This window comes from Dyadobacter sp. CY312, assembly GCF_021390535.1.
Classification (GTDB): Bacteria; Bacteroidota; Bacteroidia; order Cytophagales; family Spirosomataceae; genus Dyadobacter.
This window is the reverse complement of record NZ_JAJUXG010000001.1, coordinates 814,681-841,014: the sequence shown is the minus strand read 5'-3', so window position 1 is coordinate 841,014 and position 26,334 is coordinate 814,681. Positions and strand designations below refer to the sequence as shown.

Here is a 26,334-nt window from a genome sequence, read left to right as displayed (position 1 = left end):
CTGATAACACAGCCATAGTGATCTGGGATTACAGTAAAAACTATTGTATTAACAGTTTACTAAATGGATTTCAACCAGAACTTAACTCATGGAAATAAGTAACAATCAAACTAACAGACTGGATTCGATCAGTATTTTTCGTGCTGTTACCATGTTTCTCATGATTTTTGTCAATGACTTCTGGACGCTCGAAAACGTGCCAAAGTGGTTACTTCACAGTGCTGCGGAAGAAGATGCAATGGGTTTATCGGATGTTGTATTCCCTGTTTTCCTTTTTATTGTTGGTCTGTCGTTACCTTTTGCGATAGGAAATCGGATCAGTAAAGGTGATAGCAACCGGCAGGTTCTGGTTCACATTATGGAACGCACCCTCGCCCTTTTGCTGATGGGGATATTCATTGTTAATTACGAAAATCTCGCATCTGAGGGAATGTTAATCGGTAAATATGCATGGGAAATATTGATGGTGATTGCGTTCTTTTTGATCTGGAACCAATATCCTAAGCAAACGGAAACAGGAGGTCAATTTAAATTATTAAAACTCACAGGTTATGTCTTGCTGCTATTTTTGGCTGCAATATATAAAGGTGGAGATCAGCAAAACCCTGTCTGGATGAAAACGCATTGGTGGGGAATTCTGGGGCTTATTGGCTGGTCGTATTTAATTTGTGCGGTCACTTATCTTTATTTCAAACACAGTTTAGTCCTTATCGTTATCTCCTGGCTGATACTTGTAACATTCAATCTCGCTGACTTTGCGGGTTGGTTGTCAACCCTTGACAATGTACGAGACACGGTATGGATTGTAGGAAGCGGGGCTATTCCAGCATTTACCATGGCAGGTTTAGTTGCATCCATGTTATACCAACGTTATTATAATAAGCACAATGCAAGAATTTTTATTTCAATCCTCATTCTGCTAGGAATTTTTTGTCTTTTATATGGTTTTGGAACAAGGTCATTCTGGGGTATTTCCAAAATCCGTGCAACACCTGCCTGGCTGGGAATCTGCACCGGCATAAGCTTTATTTTTTACGGAATATTTTTCTGGCTGGTGGAGATTATGAATTTTAAAAAATGGGCGAATGTATTAAAACCAGCCGGAGAAGCTACTTTAACCTGTTATCTCATTCCTTACTTGTGGTATGCAATGGTTACCATTGCTGATATTAGTTTGCCTATATTTTTTCGAACAGGTGTGATTGGTTTGGTGAAGTCCGCGTTGTTTTCAATAACTGTGATTATAGTAACGGGCATTATTAATAGATTCGGTATAAAGTTGAAAATTTGATGTTTTGACTAATTTTTATGATCTAGGACGTAATTTTTGAATTCACAGGTGGTAAATCCCAAACTATTCGTCTTTATTAGAAACAAGTACTTTAAAAAACTGATTAAACATGAATGCAAGACGCGATTTTGTAAAAAAAGGTATAGCTGGAATTGTTGCAGGTGGTGCTTTAAGTATGACGGGCATTAGCACGACGCTTGCGAAAGAGAAAAAGGAAGATTTATTCAAACTGGGAATAGCAGGATACAGTTTTGTTCATTTTAAACTGGACGAAGCGCTTGCCATGATGAAAAAAACGGATGTGCATTATTTGTGTATCAAGGATTTTCATCTTCCATACAAAAGTACGTCCGAAGAAATAGCTGCATTTCACGAGAAATTGAAGCAATCCGGGGTAACCGGTTATGCTGTTGGTCCGATCTATGTGAAAACCACTCAGGATATAGATAACGCCTTCGATTATGCCAAACGTGTTGGTGTAAAACTGATCGTTGGAATTCCGAATCATGCTGACCTTCCTTATCTTGAAAAAAAGGTGAAGGAATATGACATTCGATTTGCGATTCATAACCATGGTCCTGAAGACAAACTCTATCCTAATGCTACTTCTATCAATAATCTAATCAAAGATCTGGATTCAAGAGTTGGTATCTGTTTTGACATGGGACATGACACAAGGGACAATCAGGATGCAGTGGCGGACCTTAACAAGTATAGTAAAAGAATTTTTGATATACACCTGAAAAACGTTACTTCTGCCACAAAAGATGGTACAACCTGTGAGTTGGGCCGGGGAATTATTGATATTCCTGCATTTGTTAAGATGCTGCGCAAGGTCAAATATACAGGTTCGTGCAGCCTTGAATATGAGAAAGATATGAAAGATCCACTGGCCGGTATAGCCGAGTCTGTTGGATATTTTAGAGGAGTTTGTATTGCGAGCTAGTACCAAAATGTGGTTTGGCGTGCGGTAATGTCCTATTTTTGCAGTTTATGCATGCATAACTTCGCATGTACATACTTTTACAATTTGATCATTTTGACACATAACACCTGATAATGATGCTTAGCACCACTCCATTTGACAAGACTGCGGCTTACAAGAGGCTAAAAACCCACCACAAAACAATTTCCCAAAAGGACATAAAGACGCTTTTTGAAGAAGATCCGGACCGTTTCAAGAAATTTTCGATTCGTTTAGGAGACATCGTTCTTGATTACTCCAAAAACAGAATTACTACCCGCACGCGGTCGTACCTGGTACAGCTGGCAGAGGAGGCAGGCCTTGCTGACGCCATTGAACAAATGTTTGAAGGTGGCAAAATAAATGCAACTGAGGGACGCGCTGTATTACATACTGCTTTGAGAAACAGATCCAATTCACCAGTGATGGTAGAGGGAAAAGATGTAATGCCGGATGTGAATGAAGTCCTGGCCAAAATGAAGGAGTTTTCTGGTCGGGTGCGTTCTGGTGCGTGGAAGGGATATAGCGGAAAGGAGATCACAGATATCGTCAATATAGGCATAGGCGGAAGCGATTTGGGCCCAGTAATGGTAACCGAAGCGTTGAAAGCATATAGCAAAAAAGGTCTGAATGTTCATTTCGTATCGAATGTAGATGGCACACACATTGCTGAAACAGTAAAATCATTGGATCCTGAAACGACGCTTTTCATGATTGCTTCTAAAACGTTTACCACACAGGAAACGATGGCGAATGCAATATCTTCCAGAAATTGGTTCCTTGAAAAAGCGAAAGACAGTGAGCACGTTAAGAAGCACTTTGTTGCCATTTCAACGAACAGGAGTGAGGTCGAGAAATTCGGTATTGATCCCGAAAATATGTTTGGTTTTTGGGATTGGGTAGGAGGTCGTTATTCGCTGTGGTCTGCAATTGGTTTATCCATTGCGTGTTTCATAGGCTACCAAAACTTTGAACAGTTGCTGGCTGGTGCGCATGATATGGACAAGCACTTCCGCACCACCAAGTTTGATAAAAATATTCCTGTGATACTTGCATTGCTAGGAGTCTGGTATAACAATTTCTTTGATGCACAATCTCACGCCATTTTACCATACGATCAATACATGCACCGTTTTGCTGCTTATTTCCAACAGGGAGATATGGAAAGTAACGGGAAATATGTAGGACGTGATGGTCAGCCGGTTAATTACCAAACAGGTCCGGTGATCTGGGGTGAACCTGGAACCAACGGTCAGCATGCATTTTATCAGCTGATACATCAGGGAAGCAAGTTAATTCCATGTGATTTTATTGCGCCAGCATCGAGTCATAATCCTTTGGGAGACCATCATAAAATGTTGCTCTCCAATTTCTTTGCGCAAACGGAGGCTCTTATGAATGGAAAAACCTATGATCAGGCGAAGGCCGAGCTTGAGGCCGCCGGCAAAAAGAAGGAGGAAATTGATTTCCTGACTCCGTTTAAAGTTTTCACAGGAAACAAACCCACGAATTCTATTCTGGTAAAGAAAATAACACCACGTGTTCTGGGTAGCCTGATTGCCATGTATGAGCACAAAATATTTGTTCAGGGAATTATCTGGAATATTTTCAGTTTCGATCAGTGGGGTGTTGAATTAGGGAAACAGCTGGCTAACAACATTTATCCGGAATTGCAGAATGACTGGCCGGTTACCAATCACGACAGCTCTACCAATGGCCTGATTAATCAATACAAGCGTTGGAGATAACGATCAATGACTAATATTTTGAAATAATAACCAAATAATACACCAACAGCGTCTGCCACGGCATCCCACCAGTCAAAGGAGCGATCAAATGGCAGAAGCTGTTGGTAAAATTCAAGAGCAAGCCCGTAGGCCATTCCCAATAGGATGTAGAAAAGAACTTTTCCACGGGTGGCTAGCAGCCAGAGAATAATCCACACACAAAAAAGACCAATATGTACAATCTTGTCGAAACCCATCATTGGGGCGGCGGGAATACTTTTGCCTGGAAGCGAACAGGCAATAAGAATTGCGAAGGTCCAGAGCCAGGCTGCCCAATTTCTGGTGGTTAAAAATTTCAGGAGTGAGGCAATCATGAATAAGGTATGATATTTACAGAAGCCGTAAATATAGTGAGTGATGTTTTACTTTCAGATTTCCGCCACGATTATAGAAATCCACGGAACTGATTTGTATGGCATTGGGAACGAATTTGAAACTTCTTTTAATAATTTATGAATTCTGGCAAGGCAAGAGTTTTACTGATTGACGATCATCATATTGTGCTGGAAAGCCTTTCGTTATTGCTTTCTTCTTTTGATGGAATGACTGTTTGCGGCGCATACAGCGACGGACGCGAAGCTGTCGAATACTATCAGGACAACGGTGCGGATATAATCATTACTGATATGCGCATGCCGATCATGAATGGTGTGGAGATATGTGCCGAAGTAAGAAAAATTAATCCGCAGGTTAAGGTTCTGATGCTAACCATGGTAGAAGATGCGAAGCAAATCAGAGAGGCAATAAAAATAGGTGTCAATGGCTATGTGCTGAAAATGGCGGATGCTGATGAGCTTTTACTCGCAATCAAAACGGTACTAGATGGCAAACGGTATTTCAGTGATGAGGTGGTGATTGAACTTGCTGTGGGAAAAGACGAGGCTCTCACTACCAAACCAGGAAGTTTTGCTAAACTGACACTACGGGAGCTCGAAATTCTAAGACTGGTCGGAAAAGAAATGTCCACCAATGAAATTGCTGAAAAACTTTTCATAAGCGTGCCAACCGTAGAAACACATCGCAGGAACCTGATGCAAAAAATAGGGGCGAAGAGTGTTGTCGGGATGGTTTTATTCGCTGTCAAACACGAGTTACTCGACTAGTATTCCAGCGGAATACCGATATAGGACATACCGGAGTTGGCCTTGACAAGTTTTCCATTCACTTTTTTCAAGTTCTCAGCGATCATCTTGTCCAATTCACACAGCTCAGCATTTTCCAGTGTGATGGTGAGCAGAGACTTGTTTATGCTGAAATTGATCCGTACAGCGGATGAGGTGAAAAACTTGGTTAGCTCGATATAAAACATCTTGTAAAAATTGAGAATGTCGTGCCTTTTCTCGCCAGAAATGATGGATGTGTAACCCTTTGGGAGCGGATCGAATTCGTAGTGTATCCCCGCAGGCTTCAAATAGATAAATGCGTTTTTCTGAATGTAAGTCCATAAACTTTCGACGTTGTCCTGATCAGAATCTGTTAACCATATCACTTCACTGATTTGCTCAGAAATACTTTTTGACGTGTCAACGATGCGTTGAAGATACGAGTTGGCATCCTCCCTGCTTTCTTGCGACATAGCAACTTGTCCTAAAAGCTTTAATCCAAAAAGTTCAGAGCCTAAGCTGTCGTTCATATCCCGCGCAATTCGGCTTCGTTCCTTTTCTACCGAAATCCTTTTTTCTGATTCGAGCGTTTGCTCACGAAGCCTATAATTCAGGTAGGCGCGTATCACCAGGAAAGCAATCGCTAAAATTGCCAAAGATACCAAAAGTACAAACCACCAGGTTTGCCAGAAGGGTGGTAAAATGACGATGGAAAGTTTCTGTACTGTTGATACCCACTGCCCGCCCAAATCTGATGCTTGAACCTGAAATTCGTAATTCCCGGCGGGAAGCATGGCATACCTAACCTGGTCCATTGTTCCTGCATATATGGTGTCCTTGTCATAACCTTTAAGCAAATATCTGTAACGGTTTAATCCTCCACTCCGATAGTCAGTAGATGTGAATTTGAGTGTGAAAGAGTTCTCGGAAAATGGCAAACTTATCGCGTGCTGTTCTCCAATATATCTGGTCGCGGTGTCAGGAAAGGTTTGGTCGAAAGACAGCCCTGTAAGATGAACCTTCACATGATCGCTTCTCAGATTCAAAAGTTTTGGTTTAATACGGTCAAGCCCTCTGGTGCTGCCAAAGTACAATTCACCATTTGTGGTTGCAAGCGATGATCTGGAATTATATTCACGGGGTGGTATTTCCTTGATGAAATCAAACCGCTCCGTTTTCGGGTTAAAACGCGTTAGTCCACGATTGGTACTTAACCATAAATTTCCAGCCAGATCCGGCTGTAAGCTATAAATGTATTCATGATGAAGCCCATCTTTCACATGCCAGCTTTTCGCGATTTTATTTTCTTTTATGTTCCATTTTACCAAACCACGATTCGTGCAGGCCCAGAAGAATGGTTCACGAGGATCGGCATAAAGATGAAGCACGTGATAGCCCGATAAAAGTTTGGAAATAGCCTTAAGTTTTCCGTCTACAATCTTAAATACTTCTGTACCGCGGTATCTGTTGGCTATATAAATTAAACCCGAAGTTTTGTCCATGTAGGAGGTGTACCCGCCCACAAACCCGGAGTGGGAGTATTCTACAACCTCCATTTTGGTTGTATCAAAAAGCATCAAACCCTTGTTACTTACCAAAAGAAGGAGGTCTTTGTCTATTGATAGCACATTTGTGACCTCACAAAAAACTGGTAGCTCAAAAGATTTAAACCGATTGGATGTGGTATCATAAAGTGCAAATCCGTTAAGTGTTGCTACCCATATCCTATTATCCGGGTCTTTGAATACATAACGAATGATATTTTGCGGCAAGCCGTCGGCTATGGAATAATGGGTAATTTCTCCGGAATGAGCGTTAAGTCGATTCAGTCCACCAAGCTCAGTACCAATCCAGATGTCGGCGTTCTGATCTTCGGCCAATCCACGGACCGAGTAAGCGCTTAGGTTAGAATCAGGATTCTTTCCATAGGTGTAGTAACTGAAAGCGGAAGCCACGCCGGTAATGATATCCAAACCCTGAGGATCAGTATTCGCGAAGACATCATTATTTTCATCAATAAAAATCTCGCTTACTTCATTAAATTTCAAACTGTTGGGTTCGTCATCTTCATGGTGGATGTGTTGAAGTATTTTGGCATTATCAGGATCGAAAATGAGAATTCCAGCCTGCTCGGTGCCAAGCCATAGCTTCCCGTTCATGTCTTCGGTAATGTCAAGAATGCTATGGTTGCTGGCGCCTGTTGCGGTGTTAAAAACCTTCACAGAATCAGTCATGTAGTCGAGTCGAATAAGTTTGTCGCCTCCAATCCAGACATTCCCTTTTTTATCGGTTGTAATACTTGTGAATGGGGAGATCAATTCCTCGGCATTTGAAGAAACCTCCGTGAAGTAATCAGTAACGTTTTGGGTTAAACGAGAATATCGTTTGATACCTCTTTCATGACCTATAAGCCATAAGTCGCCGTCTGGTGTTTCGGTAAAAAAGTTATTAAACTGTGAACGATTGTAAACCAGCTTGCGGGTAAGCAGTTTAGCTTTATTGTCTTTTAAAGTAAAGAGACCATTCTCAGCCAATAGCAACACATGTCCATTTTTGTCTTTAGCCACATGAATTGAGCCCTTTACCAAAGATGCTGCAATAAAGGGTTTTGTAAATCTGTTCTGTGCTCTGATGTATTTGTAAACTCCCTTGTGAGATCCGATCCAGACATTTCCCTGGCTGTCTTCTGCTATCCCCTGTACATTCGTCGATTCGCCGGATGCTCCGGAAAGAAAAACCTCTATCTTTTTTCCGTCAAACCTGTTAATGCCATCCTGTGAACCCAGCCATAGAAATCCGCGGGAATCTTTGAGCATGTGGTATATCGATCCCTGAGAAAGACCATCTTCCACGCCGATATGCCGGAAACGATACGTTCCCTGGCCATTTACTGATGTTACGATCAGTAATACTATTAATATCGACAAAGCTAGATAACGCATGAGTACTTTTTTATACTGAGATACCTGATTGGTTACTTACCCGATAATTCAGTTCAACGGTATAAATATCTCTTTCAATCGGCGCTAATCCTAGCTGTTTACAGCAAAATCATGGGTTTTTGGAGTGGATATCATGGTTTTCCATGATAGATGCCATCTTAAAATTGCGGACATTTGAATGTTGATAAACAAAGACGGTATACACACATTGATTCCGTTAAAAATATTAAAACCCTCCTCTCATCCGCTCCCTTATTATTGAACATAGTAAGGGAGACGGGTAGAACCTCCTCCGAAACAGCTGAAATTAAAAAACGTGTCAAAGATATCTCTGACACGTTTTAGCATTATTTGGTTTTTAGTTTCAAAAATTTTCAGCCATTATCAGCAAACTCCGGATAAAGAGTCATACCACCGTCGATGTAAAGCGTCTCACCATTTACATAGTCAGACTCATCTGAGGAAAGCCAGGCAACAGCCTTAGCCACATCCTGCGGAGTTCCAATTCTTTTATATGGAATTAACTGCAACAAGCTTTTGTATTTTTCGGGATCAGACCAAACCTCCTTATTAATGGTTGTTTTAATTGCACCCGGGCTCACCGAGTTTACTCTGATCTTATGGGGAGCGAGTTCCTGAGAAATTGATTTCATGAACATCATCACTCCACCCTTTGATGCGGCGTAGTTAACATGACCTGCCCAGGGAATGATGTCATGAACGGAGCTCATTAAAATAATTTTCCCAATTGAAAGTTCGCTATGGTTCGGCTCCGACGATTTGTCTTTTTCCTGAGCTACAAACTGTCTTGCTGCTTCACGGCAACACAAAAATTGACCGGTCAAATTTACATCAATCACTTTTTGCCATTCAGCGAGAGTCATGTCAAGAAAGGCAGCGTCTTTTTGAAGTCCTGCATTGCTGACAAGAATGTCAAGCCTGCCGAACTCATTAATCGTTTTATTAAACATTGCCTTTACTTCCTCTTCATGGCTGACGTCAGCTTTTACCAAAATGGCTGTACCGCCAATCTTTTCAATTTCATCAATGGTTTTTTGACCTTCATCTAAATTTGATGCATAGTTAACCACAACTTTTGCCCCAAGGCTGGCCAGATGTATTGCACATGCTTTTCCAATTCCTGAACTGGATCCGGTTACAATTGCAACCTGATCTTTAAGTTTTAAAAATGAGTCGGTCATATTATTTCGTCAATAGATTTAAGTTTCTTCCAAACCCTGCGGTTTACATTTTTAACTGCCCAATTTTTTGCAATTAAAATTGCCTTGGAAACAGCTTCACGAGGCGACATATTCTTTGTCCGCAGTAGTTCCTGAGCAATCGAAACCGCTTTCTCACGTGTTGTGGGAGATAAATACATCAATTCGGGTAATGCTATTCTAGCGTCCATATATTCGTCCGTGTTTGTAATTGAGTGTTTGGAATGTTGAAGTTTACCTTAAAACCTAAAAACTTAATGCCAGAGTCAGCCTGGCCGTGGCTTCTCTTTTGTTGACAAAAAAGTTACCCACTTTTGATATTTTGGTGTAAAAAAAATCCCCATCTAAATAAGACGAGGATTTTTTTATAGATGATTTCCCTTATTTAACTTCTTCGAAGTTAACATCTGTAACATCTTCGGCTGCATCGCTGCCAGCTGGATTTCCCTGAGGATTTCCTGCTTGTGCACCTGGCTGGCCTTCACCACCCTGAGCATACATCTCCTGGCTTGCTGACTGCCATGCAGTATTCAATTTTTCCATTGCAGCATCTATTCCAGCTACATCCTGGCTGCTGTGAGCAGATTTCAATTCGGTTAGTGCACCTTCGATAGTTGTCTTATTTCCTTCCGAAAGTTTATCTCCGAATTCTTTCAACTGTTTTTCAGTTGAGAAGATCAGACTGTCAGCTGCGTTGATTTTATCAATTTTCTCACGTTCTGCTTTATCAGCCGCTTCGTTTGCTTTCGCTTCTTCACGCATACGGTTGATTTCAGCATCAGTTAATCCGCTTGAAGCTTCAATTCTAATTTTTTGCTCTTTACCAGTTCCTTTATCTTTTGCAGATACGTGAAGGATACCGTTTGCATCAACATCAAATGTTACTTCGATTTGAGGAGTACCACGTTGTGCTGGTGGAATGTCCGACAAGTGGAAACGTCCCAAAGTACGGTTCTGGTTTGCCATCGGGCGCTCTCCTTGTAAGATGTGGATCTCAACAGAAGGCTGATTGTCAGCAGCAGTTGAGAAAGTCTCCGTTTTCTTAGAAGGAATGGTTGTGTTGGCTTCGATCAATTTGGTAGAAACACCACCAAGGGTTTCAATGCCTAATGAAAGAGGAATAACGTCTAGCAAAAGAACGTCTTTCACTTCACCTGTTAATACACCACCCTGTATAGCCGCACCTACTGCAACTGCTTCGTCAGGGTTAACACCCTTCGAAGGTTTTTTACCAAAGAATTTCTCAACTTCTTCCTGAACACGAGGAATACGGGTTGATCCACCTACAAGAATGATTTCGCTGATGTCACTATTTGAATATCCTGCGTTTTTCATTGCTCTCTTGCAAGGTTCCATCATTCTCTGGAACAATGTATCTGCCAATTGCTCGAACTTCGCTTTTGTCAAAGTACGAACAAGGTGTTTTGGAATACCGTCAACAGGGAAGATATATGGCAGGTTGATCTCAGTCTGAGTTGAGCTTGAAAGTTCAACTTTTGCTTTTTCAGCTGCTTCTTTCAAACGTTGCAAAGCCATTGGATCTTTTCTAAGATCAACACCTTCGTCTGTTTTGAACTCGTCAGCAAGCCAGTTGATAATCACCTGGTCAAAGTCGTCACCACCAAGATGTGTATCACCGTCAGTTGATTTTACTTCGAAAACGCCATCACCCAATTCAAGGATTGAAATATCGAAAGTACCACCACCCAAGTCAAACACAGCGATTTTCATATCGATATGTTGCTTGTCAAGGCCATAGGCCAGGGCAGCAGCAGTTGGTTCGTTAATGATACGTTTTACATCCAGACCTGCGATTTGCCCGGCTTCTTTTGTTGCCTGACGTTCCGCATCGTTGAAATAAGCAGGCACTGTAATTACAGCCTCTGTTACTTCTTGCCCAAGATAATCCTCAGCAGTTTGTCTCATTTTCTGCAAGATGAAAGCGGATACCTCCTGCGGAGTGTATAGGCGGTCACCAATAGGAATACGAGGTGTGTTGTTAGGTCCTTTGTCAACGCTGTATGCAACTGTCTTCATTTCGCTGGATACATCGTCATACTTTTTACCCATGAAGCGTTTGATAGAGCTTACAGTATGCTTGGGATTGGTGATTGCCTGACGTTTTGCAGGCGCACCTATCTTGCGTTCGCCATTATCCATAAAGGCAACTACGGACGGTGTAGTACGAGCACCTTCGCTATTTGCTATCACGACAGGTTCGTTACCTTCCATTACAGCCACACAAGAGTTCGTAGTTCCTAGGTCTATGCCAATAATTTTTCCCATTTTTTTATTTTATAAGTTATGTACTATTTGATTTCTAAAAGATGACGTTCTGAAAACCAACTCAGATAACCGTCTTGCAGGTATCTCTTAAAAAGCCCGTACCACAGGAGGATGAATTGATAGGATGTGACAAAGTGTCAGTCTGAAATTGCAACAGGAGTTTCAGATAAGGCACTTCTCCTACAAATTGCTGTTGAGGCTAACTGGCCTCCCGACATCTTGTAGAATACCCTTTTCTAAAACTCCTGTCAATAAAATAATTATAACACTCTTATTTCAAATTACTTGTCCCATGTAAGGATCACTTTGGCTTTCATTACCTGTTTCTACGTGCCCTGCGAAACGAATGGTCTGCTCGACTGGACCTTCAAAACTGACAGTGAAGTCATACCAATTGAAGTTTTTCTGCAAATCCAGCAAAATTGACGTTTCGGACGGCTTAGAAGAAGCTGCTTCCGTAACTTTACTTAGACCGGACGCCTTGTATAAGTTGTCGGTTATTGTGACCTTAGTCTTGCTTTTACTTCCGTTAAACACTTTAACCAGAATATTTCCCGTTGCTTTTCTATTTTTATCTAGTTGATAATCAATAGATATTGATTGATTGTCGGCTTTCCCGGTATACTCTCTCATAAAACCATTCGGACCGTAGACAACCAAATGATATTCACTGTTATCAAAGTCATCAAGTTTCCACTGATCTGATAATTGATCACCGGCTTTAACAGCATAATTTCTCACCTGTACCTGTTCGCCTTTTACGCCATAAGCATAAATCATGAACGGAGCTCCGACAGATCCTTTGCCAAATATGCCATTTCCGGCTTTCAACTTTATCTCAAATGCATTTTTGGCAGTATTTAGTTTTCCATCGGCATAAAGTTCATAAGGTATCGCAGAAGCGGGGCGTGTGCCTTTCTCCTGTTTTGGCATGATGGGAGCTGTAAGGGGATCCTGATTTATTCGTGCAACTTCTTCTGCCGTCAGTACTTTATAATCATTAGGTAATTTGCGAAACTGGGCGTTGTGGATGCTTTCCATAAACTCGACCCTGTCAACGAAGCGGGGCAGGGGAATATCTTTCCCGTCGTATGGCTTGAAGGTGGAAGTAAGGTCTCCGCAAATGGTACGTCTCCATTCGCTTATGTTGGTTTCCTTAATCTCTTTTCCTGATTTGTGGCTTACAAATTTTTCCAGGAATTGAAGAATTGAGGTGTGATCAAAAACTTCTGAACATACACTTCCTCCACGATTCCATGGTGAAGCAACCACAAGAGGAACACGATAACCGAGTCCGATGGGACTTTCCCGTGAGTCTTTCTTGGGTTTCTTTTTCATGTCCTGTTCCAATGTCACGAACTCGATTTTCGTATCGATACCTTCGGAAGTTTTTCCGGAGTTTTCCTTGTATGGATCAGGTACAACGAAGGGAGGAATATGGTCAAAGTAGCCGTCGTTTTCGTCGTAACACAGTATAAATATAGTCTTCTTCCAAATCTCCGGATTTTTTGTAAGGATATCCATGGTTTCAGAAACATACCAGGCGCCGTACCATGGAGCTGTTGGGTGGTCTGAAAAATTTTCAGGGGCTACCAGCCAGGATACTGTCGGAAGTTTGTTTGCCTTCACATCTGCCCTGAACTGATGCAGAATATCTCCCTGGGGAGCCTTAGCTTCATGTATGATGTCTCCATCATTGTAAGAAACCGTTGTAATCTTCCTGTAATCCGGATCTCCAGAGTTTGTTGTGAAAGCTTTTTGATGAATGTTCTTTTGTTTTTGCGAGAGTTTTTCAAAATTTTCCGGGCTCCATCTCACAATTTCTTCCTGTGCGAGTTTGAGAGAAGCTTTTTTATCTGCTACTGTTTTTCCCAGTTTTACAGCATCTTCTCCCGAGGCAGTTTTTAAGTTGTTTTCAGCGGCGGCAATCTCGGCCGGTAATTCCTTGATCCTCTTTTTGAGGTATGTCTGATAACCTGTATGAAAGCGTATCTGGTACTGACTGAACCATTCTATCGGGTTGTCTGTAAAATTGCTGAGCCATGAGTCCTCCTCTCCCTGAAATCCGGTATCAATGCTTAATTCGTTCTGATATATCCGCCAGGAAACGTTAGCGTCTTCCAGTCGTTCAGGAAAAGTTTTCCAGTTCGCCTCCCTGTCATCCGTCACATTTTCGTTTCTGACATTGGCGTAAGAATTCTCATCTGGCTTTTCCCGCAGCGTTCCTGTCCACAAATAAAGCCGGTTTGGTGTAGTTCCGGTTAGCGAGGAACAAAAGTTCTGATCACAAACGGTAAAGGCGTCGGCTAAAGCATAATAAAAAGGAATATCTTCCCGATTATAGAAGCCCTGTGTGAGAGGCATTCTTTTATAATCTTTATGTCCTGCTTGCTTGGCAATCAGCCATTTATCATACTTTCCATTGTTCCGCGCATCTACCTGGTTAGGCCAGGTATGGGGTAGGGAGCCCATCCAGGTTGCCCTGGACTCCTTCATATTCATCCGAAACGGCACATGAGTTTCGCCAAAAGCATTGGTCTGTAGCCAAACAAGGTTTTTATTTGGAAGGCGTATCGCACGCGGATCATTAAAGCCCCGAACACCACGCAAACTTCCGTAGCTATGATCAAACGAACGATTCTCCTGCATGAGGATGACTACATGCTCAGCATCCAGATAGGTAGTTCCGGGGGCGGGATTTATTGCAAGTGCTTTTTGAATCGAATTTGGTAACACACTGAATAAACCGGCGCCACCAGTTAACATAGCAGCCTTTTTTATAAAATCTCTTCTGGAATCCATAAAATATTTAAGAATGATGGGTCGTAGGAATACCTTTATTTTGGGCAAATGTACTATGCTTTATTTTATGAGATTGTTAAATGGTTGGTTTTTGTAAGCAGAAACCTATCAGTTTAAAAACAAAAAACGGGCTGCCACATTTTGGTGTGACAGCCCGCAAAAATTTTCTCTATTATTACTTTCCTCCGAAAAGTCCGCCTAGCAATCCGCCCAGATCAAGCCCGCCTTGTTGCTGCTGGTTGTTCGCAGGAGCAGCACTCTGGCCGCCACCCATGAAACTGCCACCTACGCGCACGAGGTCGTTCATATCAAGTTTGCCGTCGGCCAACGCATAACCGATCTGATTGAAATCGAAACCTGAAGCAGGCGATGCTGCCTGTGTTCCGCCTCCGCCCATCAAGCCACCTAGTATGCTGTTGAAATCAATACTTGAATCTCCTGAATTACTCACTTTGCTTATCAAACCTCCGATTACCCCAGGAAGTACAGAAGCAACGATTCCGCTTGCAGCGCTATTGTTGATACCGAATTTCTGCATAATTGAGCCAATTGCATTGGATGCAATAGATGCTACGATAGGATTGTTCATTAAGCCACCAGCAGTTGCACCGCTGTTACCTGAAAGCAATCCCATTAATCCCTGGATATTTCCGCTTTGAGCCTGTTCCTGCAATCCACCGGTAATGGATCCAAGAAGAGTCTGCATTACATCTTCATTTTGTTCGTTAGGAACGGCTGGGTTCTGAACAATTGCCTGTTGGGAATTTTGCTGGATGAGGCCTAAGAGTTGGTCTAACATTGAAGTAGTTGGTTTATCTGTACGGGTATCAGGACGTGTATTTGTTATAAAAGTAACGAAATCTGAAATGAGCACAAAAAAAATCCCGCCGAAGCGGGATGCTGTTTTATTTTACCTGATCAACGATTGCCTTAAATGCATCGGGATGGTTCATTGCCAAGTCGGCAAGTACTTTCCTGTTTAGCTCAATTCCTTTAGAATTAAGTTTGCCCATCAGAGCAGAGTAAGACAATCCGTGGATACGTGCTCCTGCGTTGATACGCTGAATCCATAGTGCACGGAAGTTACGCTTCTTCTGTTTACGGCCTTTGTATGCGTAAGCCAAACCGCGCTCAACGGCATTTTTGGCAACGGTCCATACATTTTTACGACGGCCGAAATAGCCTTTCGCTAATTTTAATACTTTTTTACGTCTTGCACGTGACGCAACATGATTTACTGAACGTGGCATAAATTTAACTGTTTTTGACGGTCGGCGCTCTTATGAGACTTTAAAGCCTTCTATCGGGTGGAACAAAAAACCGAAGTGGTATTTGATTTTACTGGCATTAAGGTATTACTACCCAAGCATTGCCAATACTTGCTTGTGGTTAGACACATCAATAAGACCTGTTTTAACCAAACCACGCTTACGTTTGTTTGATTTTTTGGTCAGGATGTGACTGTGGAACGCATGTTTGCGTTTGATTTTTCCTGTGCCTGTCAGCGAGAAACGCTTTTTAGCCCCAGAAACGGATTTCATTTTTGGCATGATAAAAATTGAAATAAATTGATAATAATAAAACAGCCCGCAAAATTAGTCATTTTCGGGTAAAATAAAAAACGTGCAAATGACATTAAGTCCAATGCACGTTTTTTGTTTTCATTTATATCAAATCCGATCCATGTAAAATCGGGGAATTTATTTTTTAGCAGGAGCAGGCGCCAGAATGATAGTCATTCTCTTTCCTTCCAGCTTAGGCTCCATTTCCAGCTTACCATATTCAGTAAGTGCTTCTGAAAATTTATTCAAAAGATTCACACCTCTCTCTTTGAACACGATGGTACGGCCAACGAAATGTACGTATGCTTTTACTTTTGAACCTTCTTTAAGGAAATTTATCGCATGCTTAAGTTTGAAGTCAAAATCGTGATCATCCGTATTAGGACCGAAACGGATTTCTTTTATAACAACTTTCTGAGCCTTAGCCTTAATTTCTTTCTGCTTCTTCTTCTGCTCATATTTGAACTTGGAATAATCGACAACCTTGCATACGGGAGGTACGGCAGTTGGTGCAATTTCAACAAGATCCAGATTTTGAGCTTTTGCAATAGCCTTTGCAGTATTAATATCTACAACACCTGCTTCAATATTTTCACCTACGAGGCGAACTTCCTTTGCGGTGATGCGTTCATTTATTTTATAAGGTTCTTCTACAACTCTGAAACGTCCACTTGGGGGTCTTAATGCCATATAACTTGGGATTGGTGATTTTTTGGGTTTTTGGTGAAAATCAAAAAAGTTAACATCATTAGCACAAAAATAGTGCCTTCAATGCGGAATAATAATAAAATTATCTAAAATGATCAAATTATTTTTGCTTCATTCCTGAAATACGCCGCAAATTCGTCCACTGTCATGCTTCCAAGATCGCCTTCGCCCTTCCTGCGTACCGACAATTTTCCTTCTGCCATTTCCTTTTCTCCTACAATGAGCATAAAAGGAACCTTGGTAACTTCTGCATCGCGAATTTTTCTCCCAATCTTCTCATCTCTGTTGTCTACAAATCCGCGAATGTCCTGATCCTGCAACTGAAGGAAAAGTTCTTCCGCGTATTCTGCATACTTTTCAGATATTGGCAAAATAGCAATCTGGTCTGGCGAAAGCCATAGCGGGAACTGACCAGCAGTATTTTCAATCAGTATCGCAATAAAGCGCTCCATAGAACCAAAAGGCGCACGGTGAATCATCACCGGACGGTGTTTCTGATTGTCAGAGCCAGTGTATTCCAGACTGAATCGTTGTGGCAACTGATAGTCGACCTGGATTGTTCCAAGTTGCCATTTTCTACCCAAGGCGTCACGAACCATGAAATCAAGCTTAGGACCATAAAAGGCAGCCTCACCCAATTCAGTAACGGTATTCAAGCCTCTTTCCGCAGCAGCTTCAATAATAGCGCTTTCCGCTTTTTCCCAATCTTCGTCTTTTCCGAAATATTTTTGTTTGTCACTCGGGTCACGCAGCGAAATCTGTGCGCTGTAATCGTCAAATCCAAGAGATTTGAAAACGTGCAGAACCAGATCAATTACCCGGATAAATTCTTCCTTCACCTGATCAGGACGACAGAAAATGTGCGCATCATCCTGAGTAAAGCCGCGTACACGGGTTAATCCATGCAACTCGCCGCTCTGTTCGTATCTGTATACCGTTCCAAACTCCGAATATCGGATTGGGAGATCCTTGTAGGAGCGGGGAGAGGTTTTGTAAATCTCAATATGATGCGGACAGTTCATCGGTTTGAGCATATACTCTTCGCCAATGTTAGGGGTTTTAATAGGCTGGAACGAATCCTTGCCATATTTTTCCCAGTGCCCGGATGTAACGTAAAGGTCTTTGCTACCTATATGAGGCGTAACCACCGGAACGTATCCCGCTCTTGACTGCGCCTTACTCAAAAAGGCTTGAAGACGTTCGCGAAGCATCGCACCCTTAGGCAGCCACAATGGCAAACCCTGTCCAACCTTTTCAGAAAAAGCGAACAGTTCAAGTTCTTTCCCAAGACGACGGTGATCGCGTTTTTTCGCTTCTTCCATCATGGTTACGTATTCTTCCAGCTCCTTTTGCTTTGGAAAAGTAATACCATAAATCCGGGTGAGCATCTTGTTCTCCTGCTTGTTGCGCCAGTATGCACCAGCAACGTTAGTCAGTTTTACAGCCTTTATTATACCGGTATTCGGTATGTGCGGTCCGCGACAGAGATCTGTGAAACCACCTTGCTCGTAAAGCGTAATGGATCCGTCTTCCAGTCCGTCGATCAATTCCAGTTTGTACTCGTCACCTTTCTCAGTGAACAGAGCGATAGCATCCGCTTTGCTGATTGGCTTGCGTACATACTCATTTTTCTGACGAGCCAATTCAAGCATTTTGGCTTCTATTTTAGGGAAATCGTCTGACGAGATCGTGTGTTCTCCAAGATCCACGTCGTAGTAAAATCCTCTTTCAAGAGATGGTCCCGTACCAAATTTCACCCCTGGATACAATGATTCCAGTGCCTCAGCAAGTAAGTGGGCAGATGAATGCCAGAAGGTAGCTTTGCCATCCTCGTCATTCCACGTAAGAAGTTTAACCAGAGAATCTTCCGTGATCTCACGGGAAGGATCCCAAACTTCGCTGTTTACTTTTGCTGCGATAACATTGCGCGCAAGGCCCTCACTGATACTTAATGCAATGCCCATAGCGGTAATACCTTTTGGGTAAAAACGTTCGCTACCGTCGGGCAGGGTAATTTTAACTTGAGACTCGTCTTTCATTCAATCGTGTACTGTAAGCGTTATAATTATTCAGCAGTGTCTTTTATACATTCTAATTGCAGTTCAGAACCGAACTGGTGATAGGTGGTTTGTATAATTGCCTTTTTTTAAAAGCAGACAATATGCAAATCTATTGAATTTTAACCTTTCGTGATGAATCAACAGGGATATTTATAATTCTGCGGGGCTGTATTAAATTGATTTTCACACGGGACGTATCAACGTAACGGTATTGATCCTCATTACTATCATTCGAATAATACGATTCTCCGCTTTCATTTCTCTTCATTCGCCAAATTCCGTTGTGAGCTGCACGGTCATCCGGATCGGAAGCAAGCGTGATACCGTAAAATTCTCTTGCTTTGGGATAATCTCCCGATTTTTCATAGCAAAAACCAAGCAGATTGTGTATCTGAGGATATTCGGGATTTAACTTTAACAATTGGGTAAGTGCAACAATCGCTTTGCCATAATACTTGTTTTTAATGCCTACATCTGCCATTTGCGCAAGAGCATCGCTGTATTTCGGGTTCACTGATATCGCTTTTTGGTAATATATCATGGCAGTATCTGGCTTGGACAGCACATTATATATTTGCCCCCGTTCGAAATAGAGCTCCGCAATCAGGGGAAATCTCTTTATAGCCTTGTTGTTCACAACCAGCGCCTGTCCGAGGTTTTGCAGTTTTCTGTTGATGATAATACTTTGCAAATATGCCCTGAGCATGCGTGGATTGTTATTCATGGCATAATCCATGCTGGTCAGGCTTGCAAGGGAATCGCCCTGTTTTGCTTGTAACATTCCCTGCACGTAATAGGCTGAGGCATCATATGGAGCAAGTTTCATAGCGTGATTGAGATATCTGCCGGCCTCTCTGAAACGATCCTTTGCCTGTAAAAGGTCTGCAAGAAGTACATACAACTCCGGACTGCCCTGTTGCAATACCTCCGCCCGCTCGGCGTCTTCCAGACCCTGATCCAAATCTCCGAGTTCCCTGTTGATTTTCCCCCGCAACAAAAAGTATTCGCCAATATTTTCCTGCTCATCTATTGCTGCACTTATGTCTTCAAGGGCAAGTTTATATTGCTCCTGATCATAGTAAATTCTCGCTCGCTTGAAATAATTGGCATCCAGATCCACACCTCTGTAAATCAGTTCGGAAAGTGATAGCAAGGCGTCTTTTTCCCATTGCGCCCGATTCTTTTTTACGACAGGTGGAATGCGGGTGTTATTACGCGCGTCGCTCTGGCACGATTGAAAAACCGTGGTAATAACAGGCAACGCCAGTAAAATGAGGTGATATATCAGCTTGGTTATTCTCATGCACATCCTTCGGGACGTTCATACATTTGTTGCATGCTCCCGGTCAGAATACAAAATTGGAAAATATGTTAGGATTTTAAATACTTTGATCTGAAAAACGAGAGAATACACCGAGCGGTAATTTTTTTCCGAACGAGTCAGGAATAAAAAGCTCTCCGAACTCGTGATGAATCTGATCTCCGAAATGTGCCTTAATGAGGTTTTCGACGATCAGCGCTGAGAAGCCAAGTGAATAGAGATTAATGATAAAGAAGAAATTTTTCTTCTTTAAAAGTAAAGCACATAGTCTCAGTATCTCGTTAAGATTTTCTTCCAAAAGCCACTTTTCACCATCTGGTCCACGACCATAAGCAGGCGGATCAAGTATGATTCCATTGTACTGATTTCCACGGCGCACTTCCCGCTGCACAAATTTCAGCGCATCTTCAACCACCCAACGGACATTGTCGAGACCGCTTAACTCCATATTTTCCCGGGACCAGCTAATCACCTGTTTCACAGAGTCCACATGGGTGACATCTGCTCCTGACGCCTTCGCAGCCAGTGAAGCAATTCCTGTGTAAGCGAAAAGGTTAAGAACAGAGGGTTTGTCTTCCGGAATTTGTTTTAATTTTTTTGAAATATAATCCCAGTTGGTTGCCTGTTCGGGGAAAACGCCGACATGTTTAAACGAAGAAAGTGCCAGTTTGGCTCTTAAATGGAGTGAGCCGGCTCTGTATTGAAAAGTCCATTTGTCGGGCATATCAGGTTTTGAGATCCATTGTCCTTTTTCCTGAGAATTTTTATCACGTTTAAAAGTAGCATTGGCCTGCTTTTCCCATTCCTGTACAGACAGCGTTTTGTCCCAGATAGCCTGGGGCTCCGGACGGGAAAGGATATAAGGCCCGAACCGTTCGAGTTTTTCAAAGCCGCCTGAGTCTATTAACTGGTAGTCTGTATGTTGTTCCGGAGAAAGTAAAAGCATTTTTTAATTGTAAATTATCAATTGTTAATTGTTAATGGCTTGTAATGAAAAAGTTAATGGATTGTTGACCAATGACCTTTGTAACATAAAGAAATCGACAGAAAGTCAATAGCCAACAGCTATTGGCTAAAAAGATATTTTATTCAGATAGAAAACATTACGTCTTCCGCGTGTTTGAGGATCGCCTGCCGCATTCACAATACGTTGTTCACCCCATGCCAGGTAAAATTTATCGTACCAATAATCAATATCATCGGTGCTGGTTTTACGAACCTTATCACCTTCTACATTGGTATCGTTAGGGATCACTTTATCATTGTCTATCACCTGGCTGCCTTTTATGATTTTACTTCTGATGGCACCGGCATGGCTGTAAACAAGCTGCGTATTTCCATTAAGAGCCGATTGAACCTTGATTTTTTCCCGAAGCTCCATACTCTTCACGTTATCAAAATTGATGCTGTTATCCCAGAGCAATTTTCCGTTCTGGTCTACATCTGCTAGTATTGCGTGGGTATAAGTAAAGCCATCAAAGACTTGTTGATTGAATCCTCGTCCGCCGTACATCGGGTTCCAGAGGTAAGGATTATAAAGTCCCATTCCAAACGGATAGCCAATCATTCCACCATAGCCCATTCCGCCCATCATGTTCGGGTTTTGGTAGCGGTACTCAGGATAAAACACTTCTGCAACGAGCAGGAAGTTATTTCCCTTTGGTACAATGTCGTGAACCAGCAAACGGTAATTCAGTTTTACATCATCACCACTCTCTTTCTTTTTACGAATGCGCCTTTCCATTTTTTCCTGCTGGCGCTCATTCATGAAATTGAAGAAATTCTTAAAATCAGTGAAGCTGTGGTATTGCGTGAATACAACCTCTTCGTTGATAATTTTGCTGATGTACAGTCCCTGCGATGCGGCAGTGCTGCTGCTTTGCATATTCCTGTAACCATAAGTGCCAATAACCATTCTCACAGAGTCGTTCAGAACTTGCAAACGGCCGCTGAGTAACGAATAATCGTCTTCCGGGTCCACGGATACCTGCGTGTATAGCTCGCCGGTTTCTTCGTATGCGCGTGCTACAATTTTCGTTTGACGCCCCTTTTTAACAGCAAAACAGACGTTTACGAGATGATTTACGGTGTCTACTTCAACAGTCTGAATTGCATTAGAGCCCTTTATAGCAGAAGGTAATACGCGCGTTTGCGACGTTGTGAGCAATGTGTGCATGAGAACAGGCTCATTACGAACCATGCCTGCCATGAAAACAGAATAGCCTAATGTTTTAAAATCGGTGATTTCAAAACGATCCAGGGTATTGATCATGAATGTCTCAACAAAGCCTGGTCCCACATTCACCTTCACAATCTGATATAGCGTGCTGCGGAATTTGCTAAAAAGCAGAAAAACCGATTGGCCGTCGTAGGACGAAGCGATGTAATCCAGATTGTCTTCAACAGGTCCGTCTATGGACCAAACCCGTTCCAGATTGCTGTCGAATTTTTGAACGTTGAATGTTCCTTTATCGGGTTTTGAAATCAGCAAAACTCCTTTTTCACCCAAAGGCATGGCCTGATAAGCGGAGTTGTTGTTAGCCAAAGGCAGTTCTATCCGTTTTACACTTTGCGACATCGCCGAGAGTGAAACGAACAGAAAAGTCAAAAGTAAAAAATGAGTCAGAGATAAAGAACGAGGTCTTTTAGTCATGTGCTAATTGCATAATAAAATCAAACTCTTCTGGCTTTACAGGCCCTACTGACAGCCTTGACAGCTTTACCAAAGCCATGTCTTCAAAACGCTTGTCTGCTTTTATTTGTTTTAAAGTCACAGTTTTTGGGAATTTCTCAACCGGAACAAATTCCACAACAACCCAGCGTGGATCGTCAGAAGTAGGATCGGGGTAGTGCTCCTTTGAAACTTTTGCAAGTCCGACAATCTCTTTCCCCTCATTACTATGGTAGAAAAGCGCAAGGTCGCCTTTCTTCATTTCAATCATGTTCAGGCGTGCAGCAAAATTGCGAACACCATCCCACATTGATTTTCCTTCTTTTTCGAAGTCGTCCCAGGAATAAGTATCTGGTTCTGATTTTATAAGCCAGTATTTCATTTGTTTAGTTCTTAGTTTTTAGTAAACAGTACACAGGCAAAGTTCCATGTAGGTTAGCCTTTTTCAATTTGTTTACCAGTCAGTATAATATTGTTTTTCAGTCCGTCGCTGTTCACTGTAAACTTTTTACTCCTTCAACCTAAAATCAAGGAAACTTCGTGAATTTGCTAAAATCCGGCTGGCGCTTTTCTATGAAAGCATTTTTACCCTCTTTTGCCTCTTCGCTCAGATAATACAACAGAGTCGCATTTCCTGCCAATTCCTGTATTCCGGCTTGTCCGTCAAGCTCCGCGTTGAAAGAGCTTTTCAGCATACGTATTGACAACGGACTTTTCTCCTGAATTTTTTTACACCATGCAATGGTCGTTGTTTCAAGGTCTTCCAATGGGACTACTTTATTAACCAATCCCATTTGAAGTGCTTCCTGAGCATCGTACTGGTCACAAAGGAACCATATTTCACGAGCTTTCTTTTGACCTACAACACGTGCAAGATAAGAAGCCCCGAAACCTCCGTCGAAGCTACCAACCTTGGGTCCGGTCTGACCGAAACGTGCATTCTCAGCTGCAATAGACAAGTCGCAAATTACGTGCAGTACGTGTCCGCCGCCAATTGCCCAGCCTGCAACCATCGCAATAACAGCCTTAGGTATTGAGCGAATCATTCTCTGAAGATCAAGTACGTTCAATCGTGGCACATGGTCGTCGCCGATGTAGCCACCATCACCACGAACCGACTGGTCCCCGCCCGAACAGAATGCTTTTCCTCCTTCTCCGGTTAGTATGATCACTTCAATGCGCGGATCTTCGCGGCAAATATGCATCGCATCAATCATCTCAGTTACCGTTTTAGGGGTAAATGCATTGTGCTTATGAGGACGGTTGATGCTGATTTTTGCGATTCCTTCGTGAAGTAAAAATAGAATTTCTTCGTATTCTTTAATGGTTTCCCACTGAACTGAACTGGACATATAAAAGCAATGAATGGATGATTGTATGGATAAGTGAATTTTGTATAAATGAAGTTTCATTTACATTCACTTTCTTAATTAATCCCCGAAATTACTGATTGTTTGTCTTTCCTTCAAAGAGTATTGAATAACTTTCGGCGACGGACAGGATTTGTAAGGTGCTTGCAGCGGTTATTCGGCAGTTGAGGCAACCAATATCCAGAGCCAGAATAAGATCGTAAAAAAGAATGGACAAGGAGTACATAAATTCAAATATCTGGAAAACGGACAAGGTGGAGTTCAGAGGTCAGGCCCGGCCCGATAATCCCTATTTTCAAAAAGCATATGATTTTATAGATCGTTGGCTTGGCGGTCAGCAGGAGCTCGAACTGCAAACTTCCGGATCAACCGGTGTTCCGAAAATTATCTCGGTCACAAGAAAGCAGCTAAGCAGTAGTGCGGCCATGACAGGGAAAACACTGGATTTGGGAAAAGGAACCCGGGCTTTGGTTTGTTTGAATGTAGCTTATGTAGCTGGTGTGATGATGCTTGTAAGGGGAATAGAATTGGGTTGGGAGCTAACTATAATAGAACCAACATCGAATCCGCTAAGAAGTTTTGAAGCAGATATCAAGTTCAATTTTGCCGCCTTGGTTCCCATGCAGTTGTCAGCGTCTCTAGACGACGTTTCAACGGAGAATCGCATAGGGCAATATGGTAAAATATTACTTGGAGGAGCTCCGGTGGGTGTTTCTTTGCTGAAACGGATTCAGAATTTGGAGATTCCTGTATACCAAAGTTATGGAATGACAGAGACAGTTTCTCATGTAGCATTGCGTAAGCTGAATGGAGAAAATGCAACAAACTCTTATCAGTTTTTACCGGGAGTGGAGGCCGGACTTGATGAAAGAAATTGTCTGTTTGTCTCCGGACCGATGACCAACGGAGAACAAATCCAGACAAATGATCTTGTTGAAATGACTTCGCCTGAGTCATTCATCTGGCTTGGACGGGTGGATAATGTGATCAATTCCGGCGGAGTTAAGATTGTTCTGGACACGGTTGATGAAAAGATTGCGGAGGTTTTCTACGAACTCAATTACCGTTATCCGTTTTTTGCCTGGTATCAGGACGATGAAAAATTAGGCCAAAAACTTGTTCTTTTTATCGAAACCGACGTAGTGGAGCTTTCAGAAGAAAGCCTTTTGAATGAAATAAGAAAACATGTTTCAACCTACGAAACACCAAAACATGTTTACTTTGCAAATCGGTTTAAAAAAACGCTGACCGACAAGATAGATAAACGTCGCACTGCGGAAGTGCTTTTAAATAATTTCAATGGATAAAAATCTTCAGATTCCCGGCCTGTATATTGTTCGTTTCCAGTCGGCACCAGTGGTGCCTGCGCCATTTTCTCATTTTTACACACTCGAACTCGACATACATTCGAAAGATGATGTAAAAGTCGATTTTGCTATCAAGTATACAGATCGCGAAGATTTGGATGAGGACGAAATTCTGGACGAAGGGTTTTCGCTGGACGACGATTACAGCTGGAAAGGTGCAGTTCCGGCGCTTTGGATTACAGAATTCCAGACTATTCTGGCTTCTTCAAAAATCATCCGTCAGCGTGAGGAAAAGGAGTTTGAGGATTTTGTGGAAATAGAACTTCTTGAAAATGACAAACGCGTAACGGTTTATCCGGTAGACAAAGAGCGTTGGGCATATTTCTTACAGGAGTTTATGCAGGCGATTTTTGAAGCAAGTGGCAAAGAAAAACCTTTCGAACTTAGTTTCCTGACCATAGATGGCGGTAAGTCAGATTTGATAGAACTCAGAGCAACCTTTGCAGACAAAGCTTTTGCATTGAAGAAAAACGGTGGAAGTGCCGAAAGTCTGAACTGGGCACAGCTGCAAAAAGTGATGGATGTAGTGTACAAAGCTGAGTTTGTTGAAGAAAATGCTACCGAATCCAAACCTTCAAAAAGTGGAAGTTACATTTCTGCCGGTGACGATCTTTGGTATCAATTAGGTGTTGCCGTAGTGGAACCAACTGCAAAAAGTAAAGAATTACCTAAGATTGAGGCTATGTTTCAGTCGCTCGGGAAGAAGTAGATTTCAAGCAAAATAGATTTCACGCAAAGCAAAAGAAGGTTTAGCAAAGAGCGCAAAGTTTTAATAGGCTACACGGAGGTGCACAGAGTTCAAAGGGGAGTTTCACAGAGAAGTTTTTCTTGTATACGGAGGAAATGAGAGCTCTACAATATCCACGCAAAGCGAAAAAGG

At 42.2% G+C, this 26,334-nt stretch carries 22 protein-coding genes; 6 read left to right on the top strand and 16 right to left on the bottom strand.

Going from position 1 to position 26,334, the window contains the following annotated elements:
- Positions 1 to 88: 88 nt before the first annotated feature.
- From LZG71_RS03755 to pgi, 3 genes are all read left to right on the top strand, one after another.
- The gene (locus LZG71_RS03755) at positions 89 to 1,291 is read left to right on the top strand and encodes a DUF5009 domain-containing protein (RefSeq protein ID WP_233817126.1); all 1,203 of its coding nucleotides are present in this window, start codon (positions 89 to 91) and stop codon (positions 1,289 to 1,291) included.
- A gap of 109 nt (positions 1,292 to 1,400) precedes the next feature.
- Positions 1,401 to 2,237, top strand: a complete 837-nt coding sequence (locus tag LZG71_RS03750) for a sugar phosphate isomerase/epimerase (RefSeq protein ID WP_233817124.1) — start codon at positions 1,401 to 1,403, stop codon at positions 2,235 to 2,237.
- 116 nt (positions 2,238 to 2,353) lie between these two features.
- Positions 2,354 to 4,003, top strand: a complete 1,650-nt coding sequence (gene pgi / locus LZG71_RS03745; RefSeq protein WP_233817301.1) for a glucose-6-phosphate isomerase — start codon at positions 2,354 to 2,356, stop codon at positions 4,001 to 4,003.
- On the opposite strand, the gene LZG71_RS03740 is transcribed toward pgi, so the two are convergent.
- Entirely contained in the window at positions 3,982 to 4,356 is a 375-nt protein-coding gene (locus tag LZG71_RS03740) for a VanZ family protein (protein ID WP_233817122.1), read from the bottom strand. The two genes, pgi and LZG71_RS03740, sit on opposite strands and share 22 nt — an antisense overlap.
- 138 nt (positions 4,357 to 4,494) lie before the next feature.
- On the opposite strand from LZG71_RS03740, the gene LZG71_RS03735 reads away from it, so the two are divergent.
- Complete coding sequence (locus LZG71_RS03735; protein ID WP_233817120.1) at positions 4,495 to 5,145, top strand: response regulator transcription factor; 651 nt, start codon at positions 4,495 to 4,497, stop codon at positions 5,143 to 5,145.
- Here LZG71_RS03735 and LZG71_RS03730 read toward each other — a convergent pair.
- The 15 genes from LZG71_RS03730 to menB form a co-directional block, all read right to left on the bottom strand.
- Positions 5,142 to 8,087 (bottom strand): two-component regulator propeller domain-containing protein, encoded by a 2,946-nt coding sequence (locus LZG71_RS03730; protein ID WP_233817118.1) that lies wholly within the window; start codon positions 8,085 to 8,087, stop codon positions 5,142 to 5,144. The two genes, LZG71_RS03735 and LZG71_RS03730, sit on opposite strands and share 4 nt — an antisense overlap.
- Before the next feature lie 374 nt (positions 8,088 to 8,461).
- The gene (locus LZG71_RS03725; RefSeq protein WP_233817116.1) at positions 8,462 to 9,289 is read right to left on the bottom strand and encodes an SDR family oxidoreductase; all 828 of its coding nucleotides are present in this window, start codon (positions 9,287 to 9,289) and stop codon (positions 8,462 to 8,464) included.
- A complete protein-coding gene (locus tag LZG71_RS03720) occupies positions 9,286 to 9,498 on the bottom strand; it encodes a hypothetical protein (protein WP_233817114.1) in 213 nt (70 codons plus the stop codon). Before LZG71_RS03720 ends, LZG71_RS03725 begins: the two co-directional genes overlap by 4 nt.
- 190 nt (positions 9,499 to 9,688) lie before the next feature.
- A complete protein-coding gene (gene dnaK / locus LZG71_RS03715) occupies positions 9,689 to 11,593 on the bottom strand; it encodes a molecular chaperone DnaK (RefSeq protein WP_233817112.1) in 1,905 nt (634 codons plus the stop codon).
- A gap of 276 nt (positions 11,594 to 11,869) precedes the next feature.
- A complete protein-coding gene (locus tag LZG71_RS03710; protein WP_233817110.1) occupies positions 11,870 to 14,395 on the bottom strand; it encodes a phosphocholine-specific phospholipase C in 2,526 nt (841 codons plus the stop codon).
- A gap of 175 nt (positions 14,396 to 14,570) precedes the next feature.
- A complete protein-coding gene (locus LZG71_RS03705; protein ID WP_233817108.1) occupies positions 14,571 to 15,194 on the bottom strand; it encodes a hypothetical protein in 624 nt (207 codons plus the stop codon).
- 106 nt (positions 15,195 to 15,300) lie between these two features.
- Positions 15,301 to 15,645 (bottom strand): 50S ribosomal protein L20, encoded by a 345-nt coding sequence (gene rplT, locus LZG71_RS03700; protein ID WP_233817106.1) that lies wholly within the window; start codon positions 15,643 to 15,645, stop codon positions 15,301 to 15,303.
- A gap of 108 nt (positions 15,646 to 15,753) precedes the next feature.
- Positions 15,754 to 15,945, bottom strand: a complete 192-nt coding sequence (gene rpmI, locus LZG71_RS03695; RefSeq protein WP_233817104.1) for a 50S ribosomal protein L35 — start codon at positions 15,943 to 15,945, stop codon at positions 15,754 to 15,756.
- Between the two features lie 150 nt (positions 15,946 to 16,095).
- Entirely contained in the window at positions 16,096 to 16,647 is a 552-nt protein-coding gene (gene infC, locus LZG71_RS03690) for a translation initiation factor IF-3 (protein ID WP_233817102.1), read from the bottom strand.
- Between the two features lie 113 nt (positions 16,648 to 16,760).
- Positions 16,761 to 18,704 carry a threonine--tRNA ligase gene (gene thrS, locus LZG71_RS03685; protein WP_233817100.1) on the bottom strand — a complete coding sequence of 648 codons (1,944 nt, stop codon included), beginning with the start codon at positions 18,702 to 18,704 and terminating at the stop codon, positions 16,761 to 16,763.
- A gap of 130 nt (positions 18,705 to 18,834) precedes the next feature.
- Positions 18,835 to 20,028, bottom strand: a complete 1,194-nt coding sequence (locus LZG71_RS03680) for a lipopolysaccharide assembly protein LapB (protein WP_233817098.1) — start codon at positions 20,026 to 20,028, stop codon at positions 18,835 to 18,837.
- Positions 20,029 to 20,104: 76 nt separating this feature from the next.
- Positions 20,105 to 20,992: a class I SAM-dependent methyltransferase gene (locus LZG71_RS03675; RefSeq protein WP_233817096.1), complete on the bottom strand. Its 888-nt coding sequence runs from the start codon at positions 20,990 to 20,992 to the stop codon at positions 20,105 to 20,107.
- 126 nt (positions 20,993 to 21,118) lie between these two features.
- Entirely contained in the window at positions 21,119 to 22,699 is a 1,581-nt protein-coding gene (locus tag LZG71_RS03670) for a hypothetical protein (protein ID WP_233817094.1), read from the bottom strand.
- The gene (locus tag LZG71_RS03665) at positions 22,692 to 23,099 is read right to left on the bottom strand and encodes an EVE domain-containing protein (protein WP_233817092.1); all 408 of its coding nucleotides are present in this window, start codon (positions 23,097 to 23,099) and stop codon (positions 22,692 to 22,694) included. The genes LZG71_RS03670 and LZG71_RS03665 overlap by 8 nt, the downstream gene beginning before the upstream one ends.
- A 145-nt stretch (positions 23,100 to 23,244) precedes the next feature.
- Positions 23,245 to 24,069 carry a 1,4-dihydroxy-2-naphthoyl-CoA synthase gene (gene menB, locus LZG71_RS03660; RefSeq protein ID WP_233817090.1) on the bottom strand — a complete coding sequence of 275 codons (825 nt, stop codon included), beginning with the start codon at positions 24,067 to 24,069 and terminating at the stop codon, positions 23,245 to 23,247.
- A gap of 227 nt (positions 24,070 to 24,296) precedes the next feature.
- Here menB and LZG71_RS03655 point away from each other — a divergent pair, with 227 nt between their 5' ends.
- Both LZG71_RS03655 and LZG71_RS03650 read left to right on the top strand, forming a co-directional pair.
- Positions 24,297 to 25,394 (top strand): AMP-binding protein, encoded by a 1,098-nt coding sequence (locus LZG71_RS03655; protein ID WP_233817088.1) that lies wholly within the window; start codon positions 24,297 to 24,299, stop codon positions 25,392 to 25,394.
- Positions 25,387 to 26,163 (top strand): hypothetical protein, encoded by a 777-nt coding sequence (locus tag LZG71_RS03650; protein WP_233817086.1) that lies wholly within the window; start codon positions 25,387 to 25,389, stop codon positions 26,161 to 26,163. The genes LZG71_RS03655 and LZG71_RS03650 overlap by 8 nt, the downstream gene beginning before the upstream one ends.
- Positions 26,164 to 26,334 lie beyond the last annotated feature (171 nt).